Source organism: Rhodococcus sp. IEGM 1341, assembly GCF_030056895.1.
In the GTDB taxonomy this organism is placed as follows: Bacteria; Actinomycetota; Actinomycetes; order Mycobacteriales; family Mycobacteriaceae; genus Rhodococcoides.
Genome location: NZ_JASHKV010000004.1, coordinates 116,439 through 138,897 on the forward strand (window position 1 = coordinate 116,439; position 22,459 = coordinate 138,897).

Here is a 22,459-nt window from a genome sequence, read left to right on the forward strand (position 1 = left end):
TCGCCGTGCTGGCCGACCGCGTCGATGCGAGGCCACAACAGACCTCAGCTCACTTCACAGTAGGGCCGCGGGTCGATCCGACATAAGGACCGAAACGAGCGTTCTCCATGACCGGCGCGAAAGTTCAGGTTTGAACGAAGTCGGCATGGGACACTCGGATAGATCAGATCTACCGAGCGCGGAAGAAGACCCTCCATGGAAACCGACAACGAACTGACCGTGGGCGCCCGCGTCAAAGTACGCATTCACACCACCGGCAGCGACGACGAGTCCGGTCAGGGCGCCTACGAGACCGGAGCCATCGTCGTGGACTTCGGCGTGCAGACCCCCGACACCACGTCGAGGGAATGGGCGGTGGCACGGCGTTGGGCCGTGGCACTCGACAGTGGCCGCCTGGTGTTCGCCGACAACGAGGATCTCACCGTCGGCTGAGTCACCCGTCGATCAGATCTCTTTGAGCGGTACCGCTCCCAGTTCGCTCACCAGCAGCTCCATCGCGACTGTCTCCGGGTCCCGGCGAACCGTGGGATCGGCAGGCTCGGCGGCAGCCTTGAGCAACTCTTCCTCGTCCTCCGGGGTCTCCGGCGGCGGTGGCCCTACCGGCTCGGGCTCGTCCGGATAGCCCGGGGCTTCGGGCATCGGAATGTCGTCCGCCCCGATGCCGGCCGAGGATCCGTCGCCCGCTGATCCGAACCCGTCCGACGTGGGACGGGGAGCCCCTGCCTGGCTCGGCCTCGAGAACTTCGGCAGCGACGCGGGTTTCGCTGCCGGTTCATCTTTTTTTGCTGATGACTGTTCCGGTGGTGCCGCGGCACCGACCAGACATACCACCGACCATTCGACGCCGAACACGTCACGCAGTGCGTCGCGAATGACGTCGGCATTGCGGGGCTCCTCGAGCCGCTTGGCCAACGGTGCCGAGTCGTGGCCGAGCGTGATGGTGCCGTTCTCGACCGCGCGCACCGAGGCTCCGGAGAGCATCACCTCGACGGTCCGGCTCCGCTCCCGCACTTTCGTACGCACCTCGGACCACACCGCGCGAACCGCAGCTGCGTCGGGTTCGTTCGACGCGGCGGCAGGGGCCGCCACGGGTTCCGGTTCCGACTCGAACACGGGATCCGGTTCGGGACCGTAATCGTCCTCGGGCTCCGGCGGAAAATCCTCGTGCGACGTCGGGGTAGTTGGTGCAGCCGGGGCGACCGGGGCAGCCGGGGCAGCCGGGGCCGAATCCTGTTGCACGGCAATGGGTTCCGGGACAGACTCAGGCTCGGGTGTCGGTGCCGGCTCGGGCGTCGGTGTGGGCTCGGGTGCCGGAGCTGGCTCAGGTGTGGGCTCGGGTGCCGGAGCTGGCTCAGGTGTGGGCTCGGGCTCCGGTGTTGGTGCGGGTGTCGGAACCGGTTCAGGTTCAGGTGTCGGCTCGGGCGTGGGTGCCGGTGTGGGAACTGAGACTGCGGGAGCGGCTGCCACCGGAGCTGGTGCCGGTGCCGGTGTCGGCGCTGTCGGCTCTGCGGCCGGTGGGCGCTGTGACGGTCGCTGGAATTTGCTCACCGGTGCCGGACCCGAGGGTGCGGGCTCCTCGGTGGGTTGCAGTTGCGGTCGCGTCGGATCCGCAACTGCCTGGGCGACGGCTGCCTGCTCCCCCGCCGGAAGGGTGACGTCCAAGCGACGTTCGACGCGTTCGAGTCGTTGCAGCACCGCCGATTCCGCGTCGGAGGCCGAGGGCAGCAGCATGCGGGCGCACATCACTTCGAGCAGCAGACGCGGGGCGGTGGCACCACGCATCTCGCCGAGTCCCGAGTGCACGATCTCGGCGTAGCGAGTCAGCGTCGCCGAGCCGAGCAGATCGGCCTCGTCACGAAGTCGCTCGAGTACGTCGCCCGGCACGTCGACCAGACCGCGTTCTCCGGCGTCGGGCACGGCCTTCATCAGGATCAGGTCTCGCATGCGATCGAGGAGGTCGATGGCGAACCGGCGTGGGTCGTGGCCGGCGTCCATCACCTTGTCGACGGTGCCGAACAGTGCGCCGCCGTCGCCCGCAGCCAATGCGTCCACGGCCTCGTCGATCAGCGCGACGTCGGTGACGCCGAGCAGCGACAGTGCTCGCGGGTACGTGACGCCTTCCGGACCGGCTCCGGCCAGGAGCTGATCCATGACGCTGAGCGAGTCACGGGGCGAGCCGCCGCCGGCGCGGATGACCAACGGGTAGACCGCGTCTTCGACCGGGACCTGTTCCTGGCCGCAGATCTTTTCCAGCAGAACGCGCATCGTCGACGGCGCGAGCAGCCGGAACGGGTAGTGGTGGGTACGCGAGCGGATGGTGGGGAGAACCTTCTCGGGTTCGGTGGTCGCGAAGATGAAGACGAGGTGCTCGGGCGGTTCCTCGACGACCTTGAGCAACGCGTTGAAGCCCGCCGGGGTCACCATGTGCGCCTCGTCGATGATGAAGATGACGTAGCGCGATTCGGCCGGGGCGTACACGGCCTTGTCTCGCAGATCACGGGCATCGTCGACGCCACCGTGGCTGGCCGCGTCCATCTCGACGACGTCGAAGTTGCCGGGTCCGCCGGGGGCGAGGGCGACGCAGGAGTTGCACACGCCGCAGGGCGTCGACGTGGGACCTTCGGCGCAGTTCAGCGATCGGGCGAGGATCCGCGCCGAGGAGGTCTTTCCGCAGCCGCGCGGCCCGGAGAAGAGGTAGGCATGGTTGATTCTGTTGCTGTCCAACGCCACGCTGATCGGCTCGGTGACGTGCTCCTGACCGACGACCTCGGCGAACGTCGCAGGACGGTACTTCCGGTAGAGGGCCACGCCCGAAAGGGTACCGGCGACCACGGACACAGTTGCATCGCCGGTCATTGTGCGGCGGTGGATACCGCTCTGATGTTCATGACGGCGAAGCTCTCGCGGCTTCCGGTCGATTCCGACAGCGCGTACAGCCAATGGCCGTCCTGCAACGCATCCGAGATCGCATGCCGGACGATGGCTCCCCTGGAGTTCTGATAGTCGATCGTGACGGGCGTGCCGCGCGCTGCGGCGTCGGTCAACAGATCCAGCTCACGCGGCAACAGCCGGCTGTGGGAATCCAGCGCAGACCGCACTCGTGCCTCGTCGACGGTTCCGCCGCTGCCTGCCAGCAGGAGCCGCGCGAGCTCGCGTGGTTCGCGTCGGTGCCGTGCCGGGTGGACGGCACGATGCGTCGGCCGGGTGTCCCCCGCGCGAATGCGAGGTGCGCTGTCGAGTTGGAGTTGCCCGGTGTCGGAGTGCCGCACCGGGGAGTATCCGTGCCTGCGGAGCACAGCGATGGTGTCGATCGGCGTGGCAGAACTGACCAGGACGGTCGGAGCGAGGCGCTGGAACTGCAGCACGGCCAGGGACTCGTCGGTCTCGATGTTGGTCAGCAGGACGACATCCTCGGAGACGATGGCGCAGGGAATTCTGCGCACGGCCAGTGCGCCGTAGGTACGCCAGCAGTCCCGGATCGTGTAGCTCAGAGCCTGGGGTACGTCGGTGTCGGCCATCGCGGTCAACGCATCGATCAACTCGTCGCCGGTGCCGCCGGTGTCGAAGAACCCCCGAATGGTCGCGGGAGTGAACCGCCAGACCGATGCGACGTCCCTCGACTCGGGCTGCGCGGCCGCGCCGAGAATCGACGCCACCTCGGTACTGGGTGGTCCGGTCACCACCGCCGTGGAATCGGGCAACAGCCGAACGGAGAACGGCACCCACTCGGCCATGTCCTGCAACTGTGCGGCCAGAGCCGCACGGATTTCGCGCGGGTCACCGTCTCGACCCGCGGGGAACTCGGTGAGGGTGCGGCACAGATCGGTCGGCGCACCGTCGGCCAATATCCCGAGTCGACTCACCTCCAACCACAGCGCGTGCACGTGGCCTGGCCCGGCGCTCGTCGAGACGACCGGGATGTGCCAGTCCAGGTACCGGGCGAACTCCTCGGCATCCTGCAGAACCGTCACCGGCGAGGCGACGTCCTCGTATCGGAGCAGAGCTGTCAGCGCCGTCGCGCGCAGGTCCGCTGCCGCGGGGTCGTCGAGCATCTTCTTGAGCACGGGAACGGTCTTCTGGGATGCGCGGGGAACTCGGTGGGTGGGAGTGAAGGGCGAACTCCACCACGCGGTCACCAGCGTCGCCGCCTGTTCGGCTCGGGCGCTCGTCGACCATGTCTCGTAGGCCGAGGTCAACGCGACGCCGGTCTTTCCGCGTTCGGCCAGCAGCCCGGCTTCGCGTGCCAGCATCAACATCAACGCGGTGTCGTGTTCGTCGGCGAATCCCAACCTGCTCGTGAGCGACCGAAGTTCCTTGGCACTGACGCCGCCGGTCTTCATCGTCGTCAGGCCGTCGGCGTCGATGGCCGTCAGCAATGCCTGCGTGTGTTCGCAGAACTGCAGCAGTGCGATGGAACGAGTGCGCCGCACGTCGTCGTGCGAGAGCGCGCGGGTCTCGAAGGTCGGCGGCGTGACTTCGATGGGCAGACGCCACCCGACCCCGCGCAGGGCGATGCTCACCTCCAGCGGCATCTCGACGCGGTGCCCGTCGAGTCGATACAACAATCCCCGCTCGAAGGCAGGGGTCCCCGCGCTCGACGGAATGTCGAAGATCAGTGACACCGGCTTGCCATCGACGAAGCGAGACAACATCGCTCGCATCTCCTCCGACCCGCCGTCGAACAGCGCCCTGATCCGTTCGGGCGTCATCGCGGCTGCAACGGCGTCGGCGCGCGTCCCTCGCTCGAGCGCCGGGTCGATTCCGAGGATCGACAGCACAGCCAGCCGGTCCTGCTCGACGGCGCAGTGCAGGAACAGTTTTCGCTGCCTGCGGGCAAGTCCGAACGGATGCGAGAACACCCCGGACAGATCGATGGGTGAGTATTCGACCGTGCCTGCGCCGGGCGAGGAGTGCGGCCAGATCAACCCGTAGGCCGTCAGTGTGGCGAGAGCGGCATCGATGTGCGGCGTCTCGTTGATCGGGCCCTCACTCGCCCAGTGCCCGATCTCGGCGCGGCTCAGATCTCCCATGAGCGCGAACAATTCGAGGAGAGCGAGCGCGCCGCTGTCGAGTCGACGCGGCAGCATCGACACCCGAGACGGTGCACCGAGCAACTGCGCGAGCAACCCGAACGAGCGCGGTGGCGGGTCGGTCGCCACGTCCGGCCGACGGTGCAGCAGATCGGTCAGTGCGTCCTCGTCGAGAGTCGCCAGCCAGCCCTCGTAGGTTTCGATACTGTCGGTCATTTCGCCCCCCGGTGAAAGTTCTGGCCACTGTATCGACGGGCACCGACAGACTTATTTGTTCTTGGCTGCGGCTTTCGCTGCCTTCTTGAATTCACGTACCTCGAGCAGCGATTTCTCGTCCACCACGTCGGCGATGGATCGACGCGCACCGTCGTCGCCGTACGCTCCCGCGGCCTTGCGCCACCCGTCTGGCGTGACGCCCATCTGCTTGCCGAGCAGCGCGAGGAAGATACGGGCCTTCTGATCGCCGTAGCCGGGGAGGGCCTTGAGACGCTTCAGTACTTCGGCACCGTCGGGATCGTCCCGAGTCCAGATCTCCTGCGGCTTGCCGTCGTAGTTCTCGACTAGGAACGCCGCCAGCCCCTGGATGCGCTTGGCCATCGAACCCGGGAACCGGTGGACGGCCGGGGTCTGCGCGCACAGGGCAGCGAACTCTTCGGGATCGGTGTCGGCGACGGTGTCGACGTTCAGGTCACCGAGACGGTCGACGAGCTTCTTCGGTCCTGCGAACGCCGATTCCATCGGTACCTGCTGATCGAGAAGCATGCCGATCAGCAGCGCGAACGGATCCTCGGCGAGCAGTGCATCGGCCTCAGGATCGCCGACGAGGTGCAGTGTGCGAGACATGGCCTCGATCCTGCCACGCACCCCTGGGGTCAGGTGATCGAGACCAACTGCGTGATGTCGTCGAAGGGCAAGGGGCCGTCGACGACGGCTCCCACGACGGCGCTGTTGAGGATGATCGATCCGCCGTGGTTGTCGAGGAACGCGGTGTCGGATGCGTCGCGTCCGGTGGCGATGCGCACCAAGGTCGATCGCGGTGCGAGGCAGGTCGCGTCCACCACTCGCCACTGGCCTTCGACGAATGCTTCGGCAACCGCGTGGAAGTCCATCGGATCGCAGCCCGGCGCGTACACCGCGACCAGGCGAGCCGGGACGTTGACCGCTCGCAGCAGCGCCACCACGAGGTGGGTGTAATCGCGGCAGACTCCGGCACCGGCGAGGAGGGTGTCGACTGCGCCGTCGATGGGGTCGCTGCTGCCCGGTACGTAGCTCAGCCGCGCGCCGACCCACGAGGACACCTCGGCGAGCAGCTTCTCCGAGGGTGGGTACGAGCCGAATTCCGTTGCTGCGAAGCCGAAGAACTTGTCGGCTTCGGCGTAGCGGCTGGGCCGCAGGTACAGCGAGAGGTCGTAGTCGGAGACCGGAGCGGGCTCGGTGTTGCCGTAGATGGTTGCCGAGTACGACGCCTCGAGCTTGCCGACGCCGGCGTGAATCTTGTGGATGCGGGTGCCGTGAGCACCGCTGATCTCCTGCGCCTCGATCGGCTGACCGTCGAGTGTGAACGAGAGTGCTTCCCACACGTCGGTTCCTGGATGCGGTGCAATTGCGATCTGGAACTCGAGGGTGCTGGCCTCGGTCACGTCGACATCGAGGTACGCAGAGACATCACGTTTCATCGTGCCGATCCTGCCATCTTCGAGCCGTTCGCGCAGACTATGACTCGTCGGTGGGGCGATCGCCGGTCACCAGGAAGATGACGCGTTTGGCGACCTCGACAGTGTGGTCGGAGTATCGCTCGTAGAAGCGCCCGAGCAGCGTTATGTCCACTGCGGCAGGCACGCCGTGCGGCCAGTCGGGTGCGGAGGTCAGCATGAACAGGCTGCGGTGCAGCGCGTCCATCTCCTGATCCTGAATTCGCAGGTCGGCGGCGAGCTCGGCGTCTCGGGTCTCCAGGACGCGTTGGGTGGACTCGGCCTGCGCGACGGCAACGCGACCCATCTGCTCGAACACGCCCTCGACCTCGGGCGGCAAAACGTGCGCGGGATGGCGACGGCGAACCAGTTCGGCGATGTGCACGGCCAGGCCACCCATGCGCTGGAGATCGGCGACGATGTTGATGCCCGAGACGACGCGTCGTAGATCGTGGGCAACGGGTGCCTGCAGCGCCAGGAAGCCGAAGGCTCCGTGCTCCCACTCGACTGCGAGCATGTCGATCTCTTCGCGGTATTCGATGGTCTGCTCGGCGAGAACGATGTCTGCCGTCAACAACGATCGAGTCGCGTCCGCCATCGCCTTCTCGGCAATTCGCGACATTTCGGACAAATTCGACGCCAGCGAATCCAACGTCTCGGCGTAACTGTCCCGCATGAAGTACTCAACCCCTACCGTTCGGCCCTGCTGGGCCTGTAGGCCTTACCCCCGAACACTTGTTTCTACACCTCTCACGGCGCTGTGCGACGCTGAACGCCATGACTGTGTTGAAGTCGATAGTGCTGTTCGGCGTCGCCGCTCTGTTCGAGATCGGCGGAGCATGGTTGGTATGGCAAGGGATTCGAGAGCATCGCGGGTGGCTGTGGGCCGGAGCCGGGGTGCTCGCTCTCGGCGCCTACGGCTTCGTGGCGACCTTGCAACCCGACGCGAACTTCGGTCGGATTCTGGCGGCGTACGGCGGGGTCTTCGTCGCGGGATCGTTGCTCTGGGCAATGGTGGTCGACGGTTTCCGACCCGACCGGTGGGACATCACCGGAGCGTCGATCGCATTGATCGGCGTCGCGGTGATCATGTACGGCCCGCGCTGACTCACGCGGGCCGTACCGAGAAGATCAGCAGTTCGACGGCGCGGGCACCCCGTAGAACCGGTCCTTGATCCAGTTCTGCGCCTCGCCGAGGCCGAGGATATCCGGAATCAGGTGTCCGGCACCCGAACCCGGGACGATGGCCGGAACCTGCGCGGCGCTCAGCTGCACGGTGGCACCCTTGCCGCACCAGTCACCGGCCAGTCCGACGGCCTGTCCGTGAGGAACGATGTCGTCGGACGTACCGGACTGAATCAGCACCGGCGCATTCGGCGTCCGCTCACCGATCTTGTTCTTGGCCAGGATCTCCTGAGCGACGGGCAGCCTGTCCAGCACCACCGACAGCGGCTCGCCGGTCTTGGTGTACTCGTTGGTGCGGTGCAGCCCGACGTTCAGAATCGTTTCTCCCACACACTGATTCGCGACCAGATTCAGCATGGCCTTGCCTGCGTCGTTGATGTTCTCGTCGATGATGGGCTGGAGACCCGGGTCGGAGTTGAGCAGACCGTTGAGGGTGTATCCGATGACTCCGGTGAGAATGGTGCCGTCGACCTGCTCGAGGGTCGCCTTCAGATCTGCGGGAGGTGCACCGGCGTAGGTGCCGACGAGGTTCATCTCGGGTGCGTACTCATCGGCGAGTTCCGCTGCAGCAGCGGCTGCTCCGCCGCCCTGCGAGTAGCCGTACGCGGCCACCGGGCCGTCGGCGGAGATCTTGGTACCCTGCAGGTTCTGTGCGGCGCGGGCCGCGTCGAGCACAGCGTGAGCTTCCGAGGCGCGGTTGACGTACGTGTGCGCACCCGGCGTACCGAGGCCCTCGTAGTCGGTGATGACCACGCCGTAACCCTGCGAGAGCAGCGAGTATGCCGCGAGCACCTCGTACTCGACCATGAAGCCGAGCGGCGGAGTGTAGGTGATGACGTTGTTGAGCATCTTCGACGGCGCGCACTGATCGCCCTGTCCCTGAGTTCCCGGGGCGAGGACGACGAGCGGACGCGGGCCGGGCCCGGTCCACTCCGCGGCGGGATCGATGTAGGTTCCCGTGACGGCATTGGCTTCGTCGTTGGAATCGTTGCTGCGGTACATGATTCGGGTTGCCGCACCGGGCAGCGGGCCACCGATCCCGGGAACCGACAGCGCGAGATGCGAGGGCTCGGACCGGATCACGTCACCCGGGGAGCCTGCGGGGAGCGGGCTCGGTGGAATGTAGAAATCGGATTCGACGGTCGATCCCGTCGAGGGTGCCGCCGATACCGCGGGTGCCGTCACCCCCATGAATACTGCCGCTACCGCCACAGCCGACCCGAACACGCGTGTGCAACGCACCTGATAAACCCCCAACGTCGATCACTTGACTTCAAGTGAGCGCTACCCCGTGTAGCACTTATCGTGACGCACCTTACGTGATGCGCCACACAACGCATAGGGCTAGTTCGGTGTCCTCACGATCAGCGTCGACGACGATGCATCGCCGTCTTGGCCGCATCGACCTCGTCGCTGGTGAAGGGCCGCCCCGGCAGCGTCGACCTTGGAACGCCGTCGCCGCGCAGACCGTCGAGCAACACGGTGAAATAGCGTCGCCAGTTCGACGCGTCGACGGTGCTGGAGAATTCGACGCTCGCGCCGATCATGCCGAGCACCGGATAGAAGTCGTTTACGGCGACGTCCGGCCGAAGCTGACCGGATGCCAGTGCTCGTTCGACGATCTTCTCGAAGAACGGATCGATGCGCGAGCGAACCTGAGCGATCCCTCGGCAGCCCTGATCGGACCCGAGTACGACGTCTCCGAGACCGCGATCGAGTGCCATTCCCGCGCACACATCGCCGAGGAACTGCACCAAACCGTCCCACGGATCCTCTGCCTCGAGCGCCCGTTCGGCGGTCGCGAGCATGTCTTCGAGACGCTGCTCGAACACGCCGTCGATCAGTTCTTCCTTGCAAGAAAACCGCCGATAGACGGTGCCGACGCCCACCTTGGCGTGCGCCGCGACGTCGTCGAGCGTGATGTCGATGCCGTGTGACGCGAACAGTTCGCGGGCCGCGTCGACGATGCGACGTCGATTGCGTTCGGCATCGGCCCGAAGTGGCTTCGATGCCGCTGTGTCCGCTCTCACACTCATTCGATGTCCGTTTCACCCGATAAGCGGAGGACATCCCTCCACTTCGCTGCTACCTTGTTCTACAACCGGAGGGTACACCTCCGCATAGTCGAACCGAGGACACTATGACCGCCCTTTCATCGGAGAACGTGGGCGACTCGACGTCGACCACGACGCCGGTCGACGAACGTGCGCATCGGAATCGTTGGCTGATTCTCGCGACGCTCGGACTGGCTCAGCTCATGGTCGTGCTCGACGCGACCATCGTGAACATCGCACTCCCCGCTGCTCAGCTCGACCTGGGCTTCGACAACGCCGACCGCTCATGGGTCGTCACCTCGTACGCACTCGCGTTCGGCAGCCTGCTGCTGCTCGGTGGACGACTGAGCGACCTCTTCGGACGACGCAACACCTTCCTCATCGGGCTCGTCGGTTTCGCGCTGATGTCGGCTGTGGGCGGCGCGGCCGTCAACTTCGGCATGCTCGTCGCGGCCCGCGCCGGTCAGGGTGTCTTCGGCGCTCTGCTCGCCCCCGCGGCCCTGTCCCTGTTGGCCACCACCTTCACCGACACCAAGGAACGCGCCAAGGCATTCGGCATCTTCGGTGCCATCGCCGGCGGCGGCGGCGCTCTCGGCCTGCTGCTGGGCGGCATGCTCACCGAATGGGCCAACTGGCGCTGGAGCCTGTACGTCAACCTGATCTTCGCCGCGCTCGCATTCGTCGGCGGATTCCTGTTACTGGCCAAGCACAAGGTCGACGTCCGCCCCAAGCTCGACATCCCCGGCACCCTCGCCGTCTCGGCCGCACTGTTCTCCATCGTCTACGGCTTCGCTCACGCCGAGTCCGACGGCTGGGGCAACTCGGTCACCCTCGGATTCCTGGCCGCCGGTGTCGTACTGCTCGCAGTGTTCGTGACCATCCAGATGCGCGTCGAGCATCCGTTGTTGCCGTTGCGGATCGTGCTGAACCGCACTCGTGCGGGATCGTTCCTCGCGGTATTCGTCACCGGCGCAGGCATGTTCGCGGTGTTCCTGTTCCTGACGTACTACCTGCAGAACACGCTGAAGTACACGCCCATCACCACCGGGTTCGCCTTCATGCCGATGATCGCGTCGCTGATCCTCACGGCGACTCTGTCCACGGCGCTGATCCTGCCCCGCTTCGGACCCCGCATCCTGATGACGACCGGCCTGGTCGTGGCCTCGATCGGCATGGCGCTGCTGACGCAGATCGACGTCGACAGCAGCTACGTCACGCACATCCTGCCCGGCCTGGTCATCATGGGCCTCGGCCTCGGTGCCACCATGGCCCCGGCCATGCAGGGCGCGATCTCGGGCGTCGACCCCGACGATTCCGGTGTCGCATCGGCAACGGTGAACACCATGCAGCAGGTGGGCGGCTCGATCGGCACGGCGCTGCTGAGCACCGTGGCAGCCAATGCGGCGACCAGCTACGTCAGCTCGAACATGGCGACGGCAACCGATGTGGCACTGCTACAGGCCAACGCGGAGATCGCCAGCTACACCACCACGTTCTGGTGGGCGTCGGGAATCTTCCTGCTCGGCGCGGTGCTGTCGGCCACGCTGCTGAAGAACGGACCGTTGCCGTCGGCTCCCGAAGGTGCGGTAGTCGTCGGACACTGAGCGGCTCCGCCGCATGTGAGCGGAACCTCGTAGCCTGCTACGAAGTTCCGCTCACGTGCGTCAGCCTTCGAGCAGCTTTTCGGTCGCGGCCAGCAGAACGCAGGTCGCGACGCCGTCCATCGATTTCTCCAGCTCACCGAGTGAGGGGAAGCTCGGGGCGAGGCGAATGTTCTTGTCTTCCGGATCTTTTCCGTACGGGAAGGCCGAGCCGGCGGCCGTCAGAGCGATTCCGGCTTCCTTGGCCAGCGCGATCGACCGCGCGGCCGTGCCCTCGAGCACGTCGAGGCTGATGAAGTAGCCGCCCTTGGGTTCGGTCCAGGATGCGATCTTCGACGCACCGAGACGGTCCTCGAGGATCTGCTGCACCAGAGCGAACTTGGGGGCCAGGACCTCGCGATGCTTGGCCATGTGGGCCCGCACACCGGCGGCGTCGCCGAAGAAGCGCAGGTGCCGCAGCTGGTTCAACTTGTCCGGGCCGATGCTCTTCTTGCCGAAATGCTTCTGGTACCAGGCGAGGTTCTCCTCGGAACTGCCGAGGAAGCTGACCCCCGCACCGGCGAACGTGATCTTCGAGGTCGACGCGAACACGAACGGGCGGTTGGGGAACCCGGCCTCGGCGGCCATGCCCAACACGTCGTACGACGGCGCGAATTCCTCGGTCAGTGGATGCACCGCGTAGGCGTTGTCCCAGAACAGTCGGAAATCGGGTGCGGCCGCAGGCATGGTGGCCAGCGCGCGAACGACGTCCTCCGAGTAGACGGCTCCGGTGGGGTTCGCGTAGTTCGGCACCACCCACATGCCCTTGATCTGCGGATCCGACGCCACCAGGTTGGCGATCTCGTGCACGTTCGGGCCGTCGGGCCCCATCGGAACCGGGATCATCTCGATGCCGAAGCTTTCGGTGATCGCGAAGTGCCGGTCGTAGCCGGGCGAAGGGCAGAGGAAGCGCACGTTCGGCTCGGCCGACCAGGCGCGAGGGGAATCGGGCAGCCCGTGCAGCAGCGCCCAGACCACCAGGTCCTGCATGATCTCGAGGCTGGCGTTGTTGCCGGCGAGCAAGTTCTTCACCGGGATGCCGAGCAGTTCACCGAAGATGGCACGCAGTTCCGGCAGGCCCGCGAGGCCGCCGTAGTTGCGGCAGTCGGTGCCGTTGCCGTCCTTGTAATCCGCACCCGGAAGCGTCAGCAGGCCAGCAGCGAGATCGAGCTGCTCTGGCGACGGCTTGCCGCGAGTGAGATCGAGAGTGAGCTTCTCGGCTTTGAGCTGCGTGTACTTCGCGCTCTGCCGCTCGTGCTCGGAGGCAAGCTCCTCATGGTTCATCAGACCCAACTGGGTTTGCGCTGGCATGCGGAGCGGCCTCTCGGTGACGGGTTCCCCGGACAGTGTCGATGTCACTGAAATAAAGGGGACCCCGCGCACCCGGCAGAGCCCATTGACCCTTGCTGCCTTCCGGCCCTGGGGGAGTTCACAGGATGCGCGCCGCGCGGGATCCGTTAGGAAGTGTAGCCGCCTCCCGTCCGACAACACATCACCACCCTTCACGCCTCCCGATTTGGGAGATGGTGGGGGTAACCGGGTAAGCTCCCCCACGGAGGATTCGCCTAGTGGCCTATGGCGCTCGCCTGGAACGCGGGTTGGGTTAACGCCCTCAGGGGTTCAAATCCCCTATCCTCCGCCAGAGAAGCCCCCGTGACATGTCACGGGGGCTTCTTGCTGTTCGAGGCGAGGTGGTTCACCCGTCCGCTCTGGTTCGCGCCCACCCCGTTCGCGTCAATGGACCACTGCACCGGTCAGACGTATGCAGTGGTCCATCCACCCAGTTCACCTCTCCGCGTCGATGTCACATTGACGCGGCCAGATGGTCCATTGACGCGGGGCGGGGGCCGAACTAGCGAGCCGACCAACCACCGTCCATGGTGTAGGACGCTCCAGTCACCATGCCGGCGTTTTCGGAGGTCAACCAGCCCACCAGTGAGGCGACTTCGGCCGGTTCGACGAGTCTCTTGATGGCCGCCTCGGTCAGCAGAACTTTCTCGAGTACCTCGTTCTCGGGGATGCCGTGTGCCTTGGCCTGGTCTGCGATCTGTGTTTCCACAAGAGGCGTTCGGACGTATCCCGGGTTGACGCAGTTGCTCGTCACACCGTGGGCGGCACCTTCGAGGGCCGTCACTTTCGACAGTCCTTCGAGGGCGTGTTTCGCGGTGACGTAGGCGACCTTGAATTCCGAGGCCCGCAGTCCGTGCACCGAGGACAGGTTCACCACTCGACCGAAACCGCGAGAGTACATGTGCGGCAACGCAGCTCGAACCAAAAGGAACGGTGCCTCGACCATCAGCGCCTGGATTCTGCGGAATGCGCCCGGGTCGAAGTCGACGATCGGTGCGACGGTTTGGATGCCCGCATTATTGACGAGGATGTCGACGTCCAGGCGGAGGTCGTCCAACGCGGTGGTGTCGAGCAGATCCACCGACCAGACGTCTCCGCCGATCTCCGACGCCAATTCCTTTGCGGCAACGTCGTTCACATCGGCGACGGTGACGCGGGCACCGCGACCGGCGAGCTCGCGCGCACATGCGGCCCCGATGCCGGACGCTCCCCCGGTGACGAGGGCGGAGCGTCCGTTCAGGTCGGTCATCGCTGTGCAGTCTTGTCGAGCAGACCGGCCTTCGCCAGCTCGGCCTCGGTGGCCAGGTTCTTGGCGTCGGCGATGTCGATGCTTTCGAGCGCCAGTCCCTTGGTCTCCCGAGCGACGACGACGGCCACGACGGTGATCGCGCAGGCCACGGCCAGGTACACCGCGATCGGGACGGACGAGCCGTAGATGTCGAGCAGCTTGACCGCGATGATCGGGGCCAGCGAACCGGCGACGATCGAGGTGACCTGGTAGCCGAGGGATACACCGGAGTACCGCATCCGCGTCGGGAACATCTCGGCCATGATGGCCGGCTGCGTGGCGTACATGAAGGCGTGGAACATCAGGCCGATAATGATGGCCAGCATGATGACGACGTTGTGGCCGCTGTTCATCATCGGGAAGGCGAAGAAGCCCCACGTCGCTGCGGTGACGGCTCCGGCGAAGTAGACCGGGCGACGTCCGACGCGGTCGGCGAGCTTGCCCACCAACGGAATCGTGCAGAAGTGGATCGCGTGGGCGATGAGCATCCACCACAGGATCGTGGAGGTGTCGGTACCCACCTCGACCGAGAGGTACGTGATGGAGAAGGTGACGACGAGGTAGTACATGACGTTCTCACCGAAGCGCAGTCCCATCGCGGTGAACACGCCACGCGGGTAACGCTTCACGACCTCGAAGACGCCGTACGACGCGGCCTTGATGACCTCGGCCTGCTTGTGAGCCTCGAGGAAGATCGGGGCGTCGGAGACCTTGGTGCGGATGTAGTAGCCGACGAAGACGATGACGGCGGAGAGCCAGAATGCGACGCGCCAGCCCCAGCTGAGGAAGGCTTCGTCGGACAGTGTGGTCGTCAGGACGAGCAGCGCGACGGTGGCGAGCAGGTTGCCTGCGGGGACGCCTGCCTGCGGCCAGCTGGCCCAGAATCCGCGGGACTTGTTCGGGCTGTGTTCTGCGACAAGGAGAACCGCGCCGCCCCATTCGCCGCCGACGGCGAAGCCCTGGATGAATCGCAGGGTCACCAGCAGTCCCGGTGCCCAGTAGCCGATGGCCTCGAAGGTCGGTAGGCAGCCCATGAGGAACGTGGCCCCGCCGACGAGGACGAGGCTGAACTGCAGCAACTTCTTTCGGCCGTACTTGTCGCCGTAGTGACCGAAGACGATGCCGCCCAACGGACGTGCGACGAAGCCGACGGCGTAGGTGACGAAGGCCGCGAGGATCGCGTCGAGCTCACTGGTTCCGGCAGCGAAGAAGATCTTGCTGAACACCAGCGTTGCGGCGGTGCCGTAGAGGAAGAACTCGTACCACTCGACGATGGTGCCGGCCATCGACGCCCCGACGACCTTCTTCAGGCCTGTGGGCGTGGCATCGGGATCCGGTTCTGGTCGTTCTGTCAGCGGCTGATCGACGCTCATGTTTTCTCCTGTGTTACTCAGCACGTCACGTTCATGCATGTGATGGACCACACAACTGCGGGCTGGTCTGAGTATTGGTGCAGATGTTTGTGGGCGCAAGAGCCATGAACGCAGGTCGGATCTGCAAAACTGCACACATGACGCTCGGTGGCGCGAAGATCCCCAGTGCAGACGACCTGCTGGTGCTGCTCGCTGTCAGTCGCACCGGTCGCTACAGCTCGGCCGCCGACGACCTGGGCATCAACCACACGACCATTTCCCGACGCATCGCCGCACTCGAGGACACGCTCGGCGGCCGGGTCCTCACCCGTGGTGCCGGTGGCTGGGAACTGACGCAGCTGGGCCGCGGCGCGCTGGCCGCGGCGGAGGCCGTCGAGGATGCGCTGCGCACCCTCGTCTCGAGCGATGTCGGCGCGCTGGAAGGCGTCGTGCGAATTTCGGCGACCGACGGATTCAGTGCCTATATCGCGGCTCCGGCCGCGGCGCGGGTGCAGCGCGCTCATCCGCGCGTGTCCGTGGAAATCGTGGCGGTCACCAGGCGCGCGTCGCAGCAACGATCGGGCCTGGACATCGAGATCGTCGTCGGGCAACCGCAAGTGCATCGCGCCGAGGCCATCCGGCTCGGGGACTATCTACTCGGCCTCTATGCCTCCGAGGACTATCTGGAGGACCACGGAACTCCGCAGGTGCCGGCCGATCTCTCCGCACACCCGTTCATCTACTTCATCGATTCGATGCTGCACGTCGACGATCTCGATCTGGCCCCCAACTTCACCCCGACGATGCGCGAATCGGTCACCTCCACCAACGTCTTCGTCCACGTCGAGGCCACCCGCGCATCCGCGGGCATCGGACTGCTGCCGTGCTTCATGGCCGATCGCCACCCCGACCTCCGACGAGTCCTGCCCGACGCCATCGCGGTGAAACTGACCTACTGGCTCGTCACGCGTACCGAAACCCTGCGACGGCCGGAGGTGTCGGCGGTGGTCGACGCCATCCGCGCCGTCGTCACCGAACAACGTTCGGCACTGTTGGGTGAACACTGAATACCTACGTCCACAAGGAGAGTCCCCCGATGACAGATATCGAGTTCTATTTCGATCCTGTGTGCCCGTTCGCCTGGATGACCAGCAAATGGGTTCGCAAGGTTCAGGCCCAGCGCGACTACACCGTCGACTGGCGGTTCATCTCGCTGCGACTGCTCAACTCGCACATCGACTACGACGCCCACTTCCCGCCCGAGTACGAGGCCGGCCACACCGCAGGTCTACGACTGCTGCGGGCTGCTGCCGCTATTCGTCGTGAGCACGGATCGGCAACGATCGGGCCACTGTACGAGGCCCTCGGCACCCACATCTTCGACACCGAGGTGGTGCCCGACGACGCTACGAGCCACGGCCATCGCGGCACCGCACAATTCCTGGGGCCGATCCTCGAACAACTCGGACTGCCCACCCATCACACTGCAGCACTGGATGATTCGTCGCTCGACGAGGAGATCCGAGCCGAAACCGATCACGCTCTCTCGCTCACCGGCAAGGACGTCGGAACCCCGATCATCGCCTTCGAGCCGCCGGACGGCGTCGCGTTCTTCGGGCCGGTGATCAGCCGACTGCCCAGCGACGAGGAGGCAGTGCCGCTGTGGGACAACGTGATCGGACTCGCTCGCTTCCCCGGATTCGCCGAGATGAAGCGCAGTCTGCGTGAGCTTCCACAACTCAAGGCCCTCGGCGTGCAGGAAGACGAAGCGGGCGTGCAGCAGGACTGGCACGGCGGGAGCCGACGCCAGAAGAAGTGAGTTCCCGCAGAACTAGTCGCCCAGGACGTCGTCCATGTTGCCGGTTCCCGGGGTTCCGGCATCGAGGCCGTACCGCAGGTAGACGGTGCCATTCCCGTCGACGGCCGGTGGCTCGAGCAACGTCAGATTGCTGGGCACGGTGCCGTCGGCGAACACTCTCTTTCCCACTCCCAGCAGGATGGGATGCACCCACAGATCGAGTCGATCGAAAAGCTTCTCGCGCAACAGCGTCTGAACCAGATCGAGGCTTCCGACCACTTTGATGTGGTCGTGTCGATCTCTGATCTCACGCACCGCATCGACCAGGTTCGGTCCGAGTTGAGTCGAACCGTCCCACCGCAGATCGGGTGTGCCGCGCGAGGCCACGTATTTCGGTATGGCGTTGAACAGCGTTGCGAACGAGCCTTTTTGGTTCGGCCAGTAGGCGGCGAAGATGTCGTAGGTGCGTCGGCCGAGCAGGAGCGCATCCGTGCCCTCGTATGCGGCGTCGACCTGTGCTCCGGAGACCTCGTCGAGCAGAGGAGCCTGCCAACCACCGAAGGGGAAGTTCTCGGGATCTTCCTCGGGGCTTCCTGGTGATTGTGCGACGAGGTCGAGGGTGGCGAACAACTCCAACGTGATGAGGCCCATGATTGCTCCTGGTTCTGTAAGACGGAATCTTCTTCAGCTCAATACTTTTCGCAGACTCTCGGCAAATTCTGTCGGCTTACCGGTCTGACCGAATTCGCCGCCGAGGAATCCCGAGTGGCCGCCGGGAAAGACAATCGGCTCCGATCCTAGGAGCGCTGCAGTCGAATACGCTGCGCGAGCAGCGATGTGACCGTCCTCTGGGCCGCCGGATTCTTCACCTACTCCGATCACCACAGTGGTGGGAGCAGCACGCAATGCATCGACATCCGGCGCGAAATCGACTCCTCCCCCTCGCATGTTGGACATCAGGGCATCGTCGCGGGTTCCGTCGTCCTCGGTCGGAAGGCCGAACTGCGCCGGGGCAGGTGCCGGGCGAGCGAAGAACGCGTCGTCGATGGGGCCCGCGTGCATCAGCAGCGACATGAATTCGGCCATCGCTTGGCCGCGGCCGTGAGCGTCGTACGTGGCCACCATGTGTGCGCACACTGTCGCGATGTTCTCGCGGTCCGGCAGAGTGCCTCCGGCGGGCGGTTCGTGGGCAACCAACGTTCGAACGTCGGACGGGTACTTGCTGACGAGAACCAGCGCATTGACCGCACCCCCGCTGGAGGCGAAGACATCGACAGGACCATGGCCGACGGCAGTGAGCACTGCATGCAGGTCGTCGGCATGTTCGCCGAAGGTGACCGCGGCGGTCGCGTCGTCTCGTCGACTACGTCCGACATTTCTCGGGTCGTAGGTGACGACCACCCGGTCGCGGAAGTGCGACGCCAACGTACCGAACCCACTCGCGTCCATCGGTGAACCGATGAGCAGCAGGGGGGTGACCCCGGCCTCGAGCTCGCCGATCACGTCGTAGGTCAGGGTCGCACCGGGAACGGAAACGGTCTGTGTAGTCATGATCGGTTGGACCTCGGCGCGAGCAAAAACTCACCGGTCGTCACGCAGGCGAGCGTCGGTTACGAACTCGGCGCTGCTGGGCGTGATGCAACAGTCCCGACGCGGACCTGGATGTGGCCGCCGCGAACGGAGCGAGTCGACAGATCACGCAGCAGTGGCGTCATCGCCGTCCACGGATGGGCCTCGATGTCTGACCCTCCGAGTCGGCATGCCAGCTTCGCCAGCGGGGTCCAGGCAGCGGCTCGTCCGACGGGCCGCTGCATGTCGACGACGGCAACTACTCCGCCCACTTGAGTGTGCGAGATCATCGAGTCGAGGGCCGCCTGCCACGGCGTCATCAGCGAGAGTGCATACGTACTGAGCGCAGCATCGAACTCAGCCTCGCCCAGATCCGCGCTGGTGAGGGCCGTGGCGTCGGCGGCGACCAGCGTGATGTTGTCCCAGCCTGCTCGGTCGGCTCGCCGCCTGGCCTGTTCGAGCATCTGTGAGCTGGCGTCGACTCCGGTGATCGAGCCGGTCGGCCCGATCATCCGCTGCAACCCGGCGAAGTTCAGTCCCGTCCCGCAGCCGAGGTCCAAAACATGGCTTCCGGCAGGTAGATTCAGCAGCTCGAACGCCGACTCCCGACCGGCTCGATACACCGGCCATTCGAAGGAGATCACGTCGTACAGGCGGGCCGACATCGTGTATTTCGTCGGTCGTCTCATGTCGGGTCTCTCCAGGGCGCGGGCATAGTGGGAAGTATGGGAATCCGTCGTTCGTCTTCGAGTGTGCCCGAGAACCGCGCCGACGTGGTTGTGGTGGGCGGCGGCACCGCCGGCATCGTGGCGGCGAAGACCGCGGCGGGCTTCGGCGTTCGCGTCGTGCTGATCGAGCGCGAGCGGACCGGAGGCGACTGCCTGTGGACCGGATGCGTGCCGTCCAAGGCGCTCCTCGCGGCGGCCTCGGTGGCACAGACTGTTCGATCCGCGTCCCGCTTCGGCATCGTCACCCAGCCGCCGATCGTGGATTTCGCGCGCGTGATGCAGCACGTGCACGGCTCGATCGCCGAGATCGCGCCGATCGATTCACCGGAGGCCCTCACCGAGGCGGGAGTCCAGGTGATCAGCGGGGACGCTGTTTTCACGGGTCCGAACACGGTGAAAGTCGGTACGCGGATACTCCATTTCGGTCAGGCGATCGTGACCACCGGCGCGCATTCCACGGTGCCCGCGATCGACGGCATCGACAACGTGGACTACCTGACCAGCGACACCCTGTGGGATCTGAAGGACTTGCCGCAGCGACTGCTGATCGTCGGAGCCGGGTCGGTGGGTTGTGAAATGGCGCAAGCATTCTCGCGTCTGGGATCGGACGTCACCCTCGTCGGACGGTCGGCCACGATCCTGCCTCGCGAGCACCCTGAGGCCTCGTCGGTCCTGACGCAGGCGTTGACCGACGAGGGCGTGCGCGTCCTGACCTCCACCGCCGTCGTACGCATCGACAAAAGCTCGGCCGTGACCGATACGGGTGTCGAGATCCAATTCGATCGAGTACTCATCGCCACCGGAAGGACTCCGCGCACGTCGTCGATCGGCTTGGACACGGCCGGTGTGGAAGTGGAGAACAACGGATTCGTGCGTGCCGACGAGAATCTTCGGACCACCAATCCCCGTATCTGGGCGGCCGGAGATCTCACCGGACATCCGCAGTTCACGCACACCGCCGGTGTGCACGGCAGTCTGGCTGCGAGCAATGCGGCACTCGGTCTGAACCGAAAAGTGAGTACGACGGGAACTCCGCGGGTGACGTTCACCGATCCCGAGATCGCCTCGGCGGGAATCGATGTGCGGACCGCTAGGGAGCGCGGGCTCAGACTGCAGACGCTCGACCACCATCACGTCGACAGAGCCGTCACCGAGAAAGCGACGAACGGATCGACGACACTGGTGCTCGATGCCAAGCGTCGCATCGTCGGGGCCTGTGTGGTGGGACCGCGAGCGGGCGAGACGATCGGGGAGCTGATCATCGCCATCGAGCAGGGGCTGCGTACCCGCGACCTCGCCGGAGCCACGCACCCGTATCCGACCTACAACGATGGTCCGTGGAACGCGGCGATAGCAGACGTGAAGGCGCAGTTGGGTTCTCCAGTGATTTCCCGAGCAGTTGGGGCCTTGGCGAAAGGCAGGAGTGTATGGATCAGGAGAGGGCGCGATACCCGGCGATGATGCGCTGACAGGAGCTCACCGCGACCACCGCCGCCCAGACCACCGCGATCTGCCACGAGATACCGGGCAGCAGTAGCCAGAGACTGTGCACCGCAATGGTTTCGGCACCCTCGGCCAAGCCGCCGAGGAACGACAGCGATCGGCCGTCGTCGATGGTGCGGCCGGTGCGCTCGGCGATCGAGGAGAACGCCAGGAACGCGGTGCCGTTGATGTAGTACGCCAACAGCACCAGCAAGAACGGCCACCACGGGGCGTCGTATCCGGCCGAGGCACCGACCGCGACGCCCACCACCGTCGTGCCGTAGACCACGAAATCGGCGGTGATGTCGAAGAATCCGCCGGCGCCGCCCGTATTGGAACGCCGACGCGCAAGTGGCCCGTCCAGGCCGTCGGCGATGCGGGAAACGATCCACAACACCAAGGCGAGCAACCAGAACTGCAGCCCCGCGGCCAAAGCACTACCGAGGCCGAGCACCAGTCCGGCGGCGGTGATGCGGTCGGGGGTGATCGCGGGGCGGTCGAGGGCGCGGGCACAGCGATCGAGCGGGCCTTCGAGGTGGCGGCGCAGATAGCTGTCGATCATTCGGCTGCGCCGGTGAGTCCCAGGCGGCGTGCCAACAGCGCCGAACCGGCCGCGATGGCCAGCACGGCGAGCAATGCGATGGCGAACGGCCACGAGAACGGAGACGTTCCGTAGGCCCCGAGGGCGGTGTAGGCGACGGTCGCGGGCACGATGCCGACCATCGTCCCCACCACGTAGTCACGCTGACCCACCGCACTGACTCCGGCCGCGTAGTTGACCAAGGAGAACGGCAGCGGCACCAGACGCACGAGCAGCACCGATAGCAATCCGCGTCGTCCGAGCATGGCGTCGAGCCGGCGGAGCCTGTCCCATTCGGTGCGGGCCACCTGGCCGCGTCCCAGCGCCCGCGCTCCCCAGTACCCGAGATACGCCCCCATCGTGGCGGCGAACACCACGACGGTTGCACCCACCGCCAACCCGAACAGGAGGCCCGACGCGATGGTCAACGTGCTGGCGGGGAACGGAGTGGCCGACAGGACGGCATAGAGCACCACGAACAGCGCGATGCCCCACGGCCCGGCCGACGCCACTCGGTCACGGATGAACGACGGGTCGGGTAGGTCGACGGTGCCGAGCACGATCACCAGAGCGATGACGAGCACGGCAGCCGCGAGCAATTTCAGGGTCGTGCCGCGGCGACTACGCGTCGGGCGGTCCTGCGTCACGGTATGTGCCTCTCGTCCGGCGGTCAGGATCCATTGTGCACAAGACCCGTGTGCCCGCGTGTTCA

21 protein-coding genes, 1 tRNA gene and 1 other RNA gene are annotated in these 22,459 nt (G+C 65.7%); 7 read left to right on the forward strand and 16 right to left on the reverse strand.

What is annotated here, in order from left to right:
• Nucleotides 1-195 precede the first annotated feature (195 nt).
• The gene (locus QM615_RS11855) at nucleotides 196-432 is read left to right on the forward strand and encodes a hypothetical protein (RefSeq protein ID WP_269595574.1); all 237 of its coding nucleotides are present in this window, start codon (nucleotides 196-198) and stop codon (nucleotides 430-432) included.
• Nucleotides 433-444: 12 nt separating this feature from the next.
• Here the strand turns inward: QM615_RS11855 and QM615_RS11860 are convergent, their stop codons facing one another.
• Genes QM615_RS11860 through phoU form a run of 5 tightly spaced genes read right to left on the reverse strand, consistent with a single transcriptional unit; the run spans nucleotide 445 to nucleotide 7,397 of the window.
• On the reverse strand, nucleotides 445-2,808 hold the full coding sequence (locus QM615_RS11860; RefSeq protein ID WP_283347351.1) for a DNA polymerase III subunits gamma/tau: 2,364 nt from the start codon (nucleotides 2,806-2,808) through the stop codon (nucleotides 445-447).
• Nucleotides 2,809-2,852: 44 nt separating this feature from the next.
• On the reverse strand, nucleotides 2,853-5,246 hold the full coding sequence (locus tag QM615_RS11865; RefSeq protein ID WP_269595572.1) for a helicase-associated domain-containing protein: 2,394 nt from the start codon (nucleotides 5,244-5,246) through the stop codon (nucleotides 2,853-2,855).
• Between the two features lie 51 nt (nucleotides 5,247-5,297).
• Nucleotides 5,298-5,873, reverse strand: a complete 576-nt coding sequence (locus QM615_RS11870; RefSeq protein ID WP_269595571.1) for an HhH-GPD-type base excision DNA repair protein — start codon at nucleotides 5,871-5,873, stop codon at nucleotides 5,298-5,300.
• 29 nt (nucleotides 5,874-5,902) lie between these two features.
• Nucleotides 5,903-6,706, reverse strand: coding sequence for a transglutaminase-like domain-containing protein (locus tag QM615_RS11875; RefSeq protein WP_068050450.1), 804 nt, complete (start codon nucleotides 6,704-6,706; stop codon nucleotides 5,903-5,905).
• 37 nt (nucleotides 6,707-6,743) lie between these two features.
• Nucleotides 6,744-7,397: a phosphate signaling complex protein PhoU gene (phoU, locus tag QM615_RS11880; protein ID WP_068050449.1), complete on the reverse strand. Its 654-nt coding sequence runs from the start codon at nucleotides 7,395-7,397 to the stop codon at nucleotides 6,744-6,746.
• A 101-nt stretch (nucleotides 7,398-7,498) separates the two neighbouring features.
• Between phoU and QM615_RS11885 the strand changes: the two genes are divergently transcribed.
• Nucleotides 7,499-7,828: a YnfA family protein gene (locus tag QM615_RS11885; protein ID WP_269595570.1), complete on the forward strand. Its 330-nt coding sequence runs from the start codon at nucleotides 7,499-7,501 to the stop codon at nucleotides 7,826-7,828.
• 24 nt (nucleotides 7,829-7,852) lie between these two features.
• On the opposite strand, the gene QM615_RS11890 is transcribed toward QM615_RS11885, so the two are convergent.
• Both QM615_RS11890 and QM615_RS11895 read right to left on the reverse strand, forming a co-directional pair.
• Entirely contained in the window at nucleotides 7,853-9,097 is a 1,245-nt protein-coding gene (locus QM615_RS11890; RefSeq protein WP_269595590.1) for a lipase family protein, read from the reverse strand.
• A gap of 173 nt (nucleotides 9,098-9,270) precedes the next feature.
• Complete coding sequence (locus QM615_RS11895) at nucleotides 9,271-9,942, reverse strand: TetR/AcrR family transcriptional regulator (RefSeq protein WP_094671499.1); 672 nt, start codon at nucleotides 9,940-9,942, stop codon at nucleotides 9,271-9,273.
• Nucleotides 9,943-10,046: 104 nt separating this feature from the next.
• Between QM615_RS11895 and QM615_RS11900 the strand changes: the two genes are divergently transcribed.
• A complete protein-coding gene (locus QM615_RS11900) occupies nucleotides 10,047-11,564 on the forward strand; it encodes an MFS transporter (protein WP_269595569.1) in 1,518 nt (505 codons plus the stop codon).
• A 60-nt stretch (nucleotides 11,565-11,624) separates the two neighbouring features.
• On the opposite strand, the gene QM615_RS11905 is transcribed toward QM615_RS11900, so the two are convergent.
• Entirely contained in the window at nucleotides 11,625-12,911 is a 1,287-nt protein-coding gene (locus QM615_RS11905; RefSeq protein WP_269595568.1) for an aspartate aminotransferase type Ic, read from the reverse strand.
• Between the two features lie 53 nt (nucleotides 12,912-12,964).
• An RNA gene (gene ffs, locus QM615_RS11910) (signal recognition particle sRNA small type) lies at nucleotides 12,965-13,059 on the reverse strand.
• A 95-nt stretch (nucleotides 13,060-13,154) separates the two neighbouring features.
• Between ffs and QM615_RS11915 the strand changes: the two genes are divergently transcribed.
• A tRNA-Ser gene (locus QM615_RS11915) sits at nucleotides 13,155-13,242 on the forward strand.
• A 210-nt stretch (nucleotides 13,243-13,452) separates the two neighbouring features.
• Here the strand turns inward: QM615_RS11915 and QM615_RS11920 are convergent.
• Entirely contained in the window at nucleotides 13,453-14,199 is a 747-nt protein-coding gene (locus tag QM615_RS11920) for a 3-hydroxybutyrate dehydrogenase (protein WP_269595567.1), read from the reverse strand.
• Entirely contained in the window at nucleotides 14,196-15,611 is a 1,416-nt protein-coding gene (locus QM615_RS11925; protein ID WP_094669902.1) for an MFS transporter, read from the reverse strand. Before QM615_RS11925 ends, QM615_RS11920 begins: the two co-directional genes overlap by 4 nt.
• A 137-nt stretch (nucleotides 15,612-15,748) precedes the next feature.
• Between QM615_RS11925 and QM615_RS11930 the strand changes: the two genes are divergently transcribed.
• Complete coding sequence (locus tag QM615_RS11930) at nucleotides 15,749-16,657, forward strand: LysR family transcriptional regulator (RefSeq protein WP_149407250.1); 909 nt, start codon at nucleotides 15,749-15,751, stop codon at nucleotides 16,655-16,657.
• A 29-nt stretch (nucleotides 16,658-16,686) separates the two neighbouring features.
• Nucleotides 16,687-17,409 (forward strand): mycothiol-dependent nitroreductase Rv2466c family protein, encoded by a 723-nt coding sequence (locus QM615_RS11935; RefSeq protein WP_269595566.1) that lies wholly within the window; start codon nucleotides 16,687-16,689, stop codon nucleotides 17,407-17,409.
• 12 nt (nucleotides 17,410-17,421) lie between these two features.
• On the opposite strand, the gene QM615_RS11940 is transcribed toward QM615_RS11935, so the two are convergent.
• From QM615_RS11940 to QM615_RS11950, 3 genes are read right to left on the reverse strand one after another with little or no spacing between them, the layout of a single operon-like run.
• Nucleotides 17,422-18,039, reverse strand: coding sequence for a dihydrofolate reductase family protein (locus QM615_RS11940; RefSeq protein ID WP_269595565.1), 618 nt, complete (start codon nucleotides 18,037-18,039; stop codon nucleotides 17,422-17,424).
• Between the two features lie 33 nt (nucleotides 18,040-18,072).
• Nucleotides 18,073-18,939: an alpha/beta fold hydrolase gene (locus QM615_RS11945; protein WP_269595564.1), complete on the reverse strand. Its 867-nt coding sequence runs from the start codon at nucleotides 18,937-18,939 to the stop codon at nucleotides 18,073-18,075.
• 59 nt (nucleotides 18,940-18,998) lie between these two features.
• A complete protein-coding gene (locus QM615_RS11950) occupies nucleotides 18,999-19,646 on the reverse strand; it encodes a class I SAM-dependent methyltransferase (RefSeq protein WP_269595563.1) in 648 nt (215 codons plus the stop codon).
• Between the two features lie 36 nt (nucleotides 19,647-19,682).
• Between QM615_RS11950 and QM615_RS11955 the strand changes: the two genes are divergently transcribed.
• Nucleotides 19,683-21,146 (forward strand): dihydrolipoyl dehydrogenase family protein, encoded by a 1,464-nt coding sequence (locus QM615_RS11955; RefSeq protein WP_283347352.1) that lies wholly within the window; start codon nucleotides 19,683-19,685, stop codon nucleotides 21,144-21,146.
• Here QM615_RS11955 and QM615_RS11960 read toward each other — a convergent pair.
• Together QM615_RS11960 and QM615_RS11965 are read right to left on the reverse strand one after the other, a co-directional pair.
• Nucleotides 21,118-21,729 carry a CDP-alcohol phosphatidyltransferase family protein gene (locus QM615_RS11960; RefSeq protein WP_283347353.1) on the reverse strand — a complete coding sequence of 204 codons (612 nt, stop codon included), beginning with the start codon at nucleotides 21,727-21,729 and terminating at the stop codon, nucleotides 21,118-21,120. The two genes, QM615_RS11955 and QM615_RS11960, sit on opposite strands and share 29 nt — an antisense overlap.
• Complete coding sequence (locus QM615_RS11965) at nucleotides 21,726-22,394, reverse strand: TVP38/TMEM64 family protein (protein WP_269595560.1); 669 nt, start codon at nucleotides 22,392-22,394, stop codon at nucleotides 21,726-21,728. The genes QM615_RS11960 and QM615_RS11965 overlap by 4 nt, the downstream gene beginning before the upstream one ends.
• Nucleotides 22,395-22,459 lie beyond the last annotated feature (65 nt).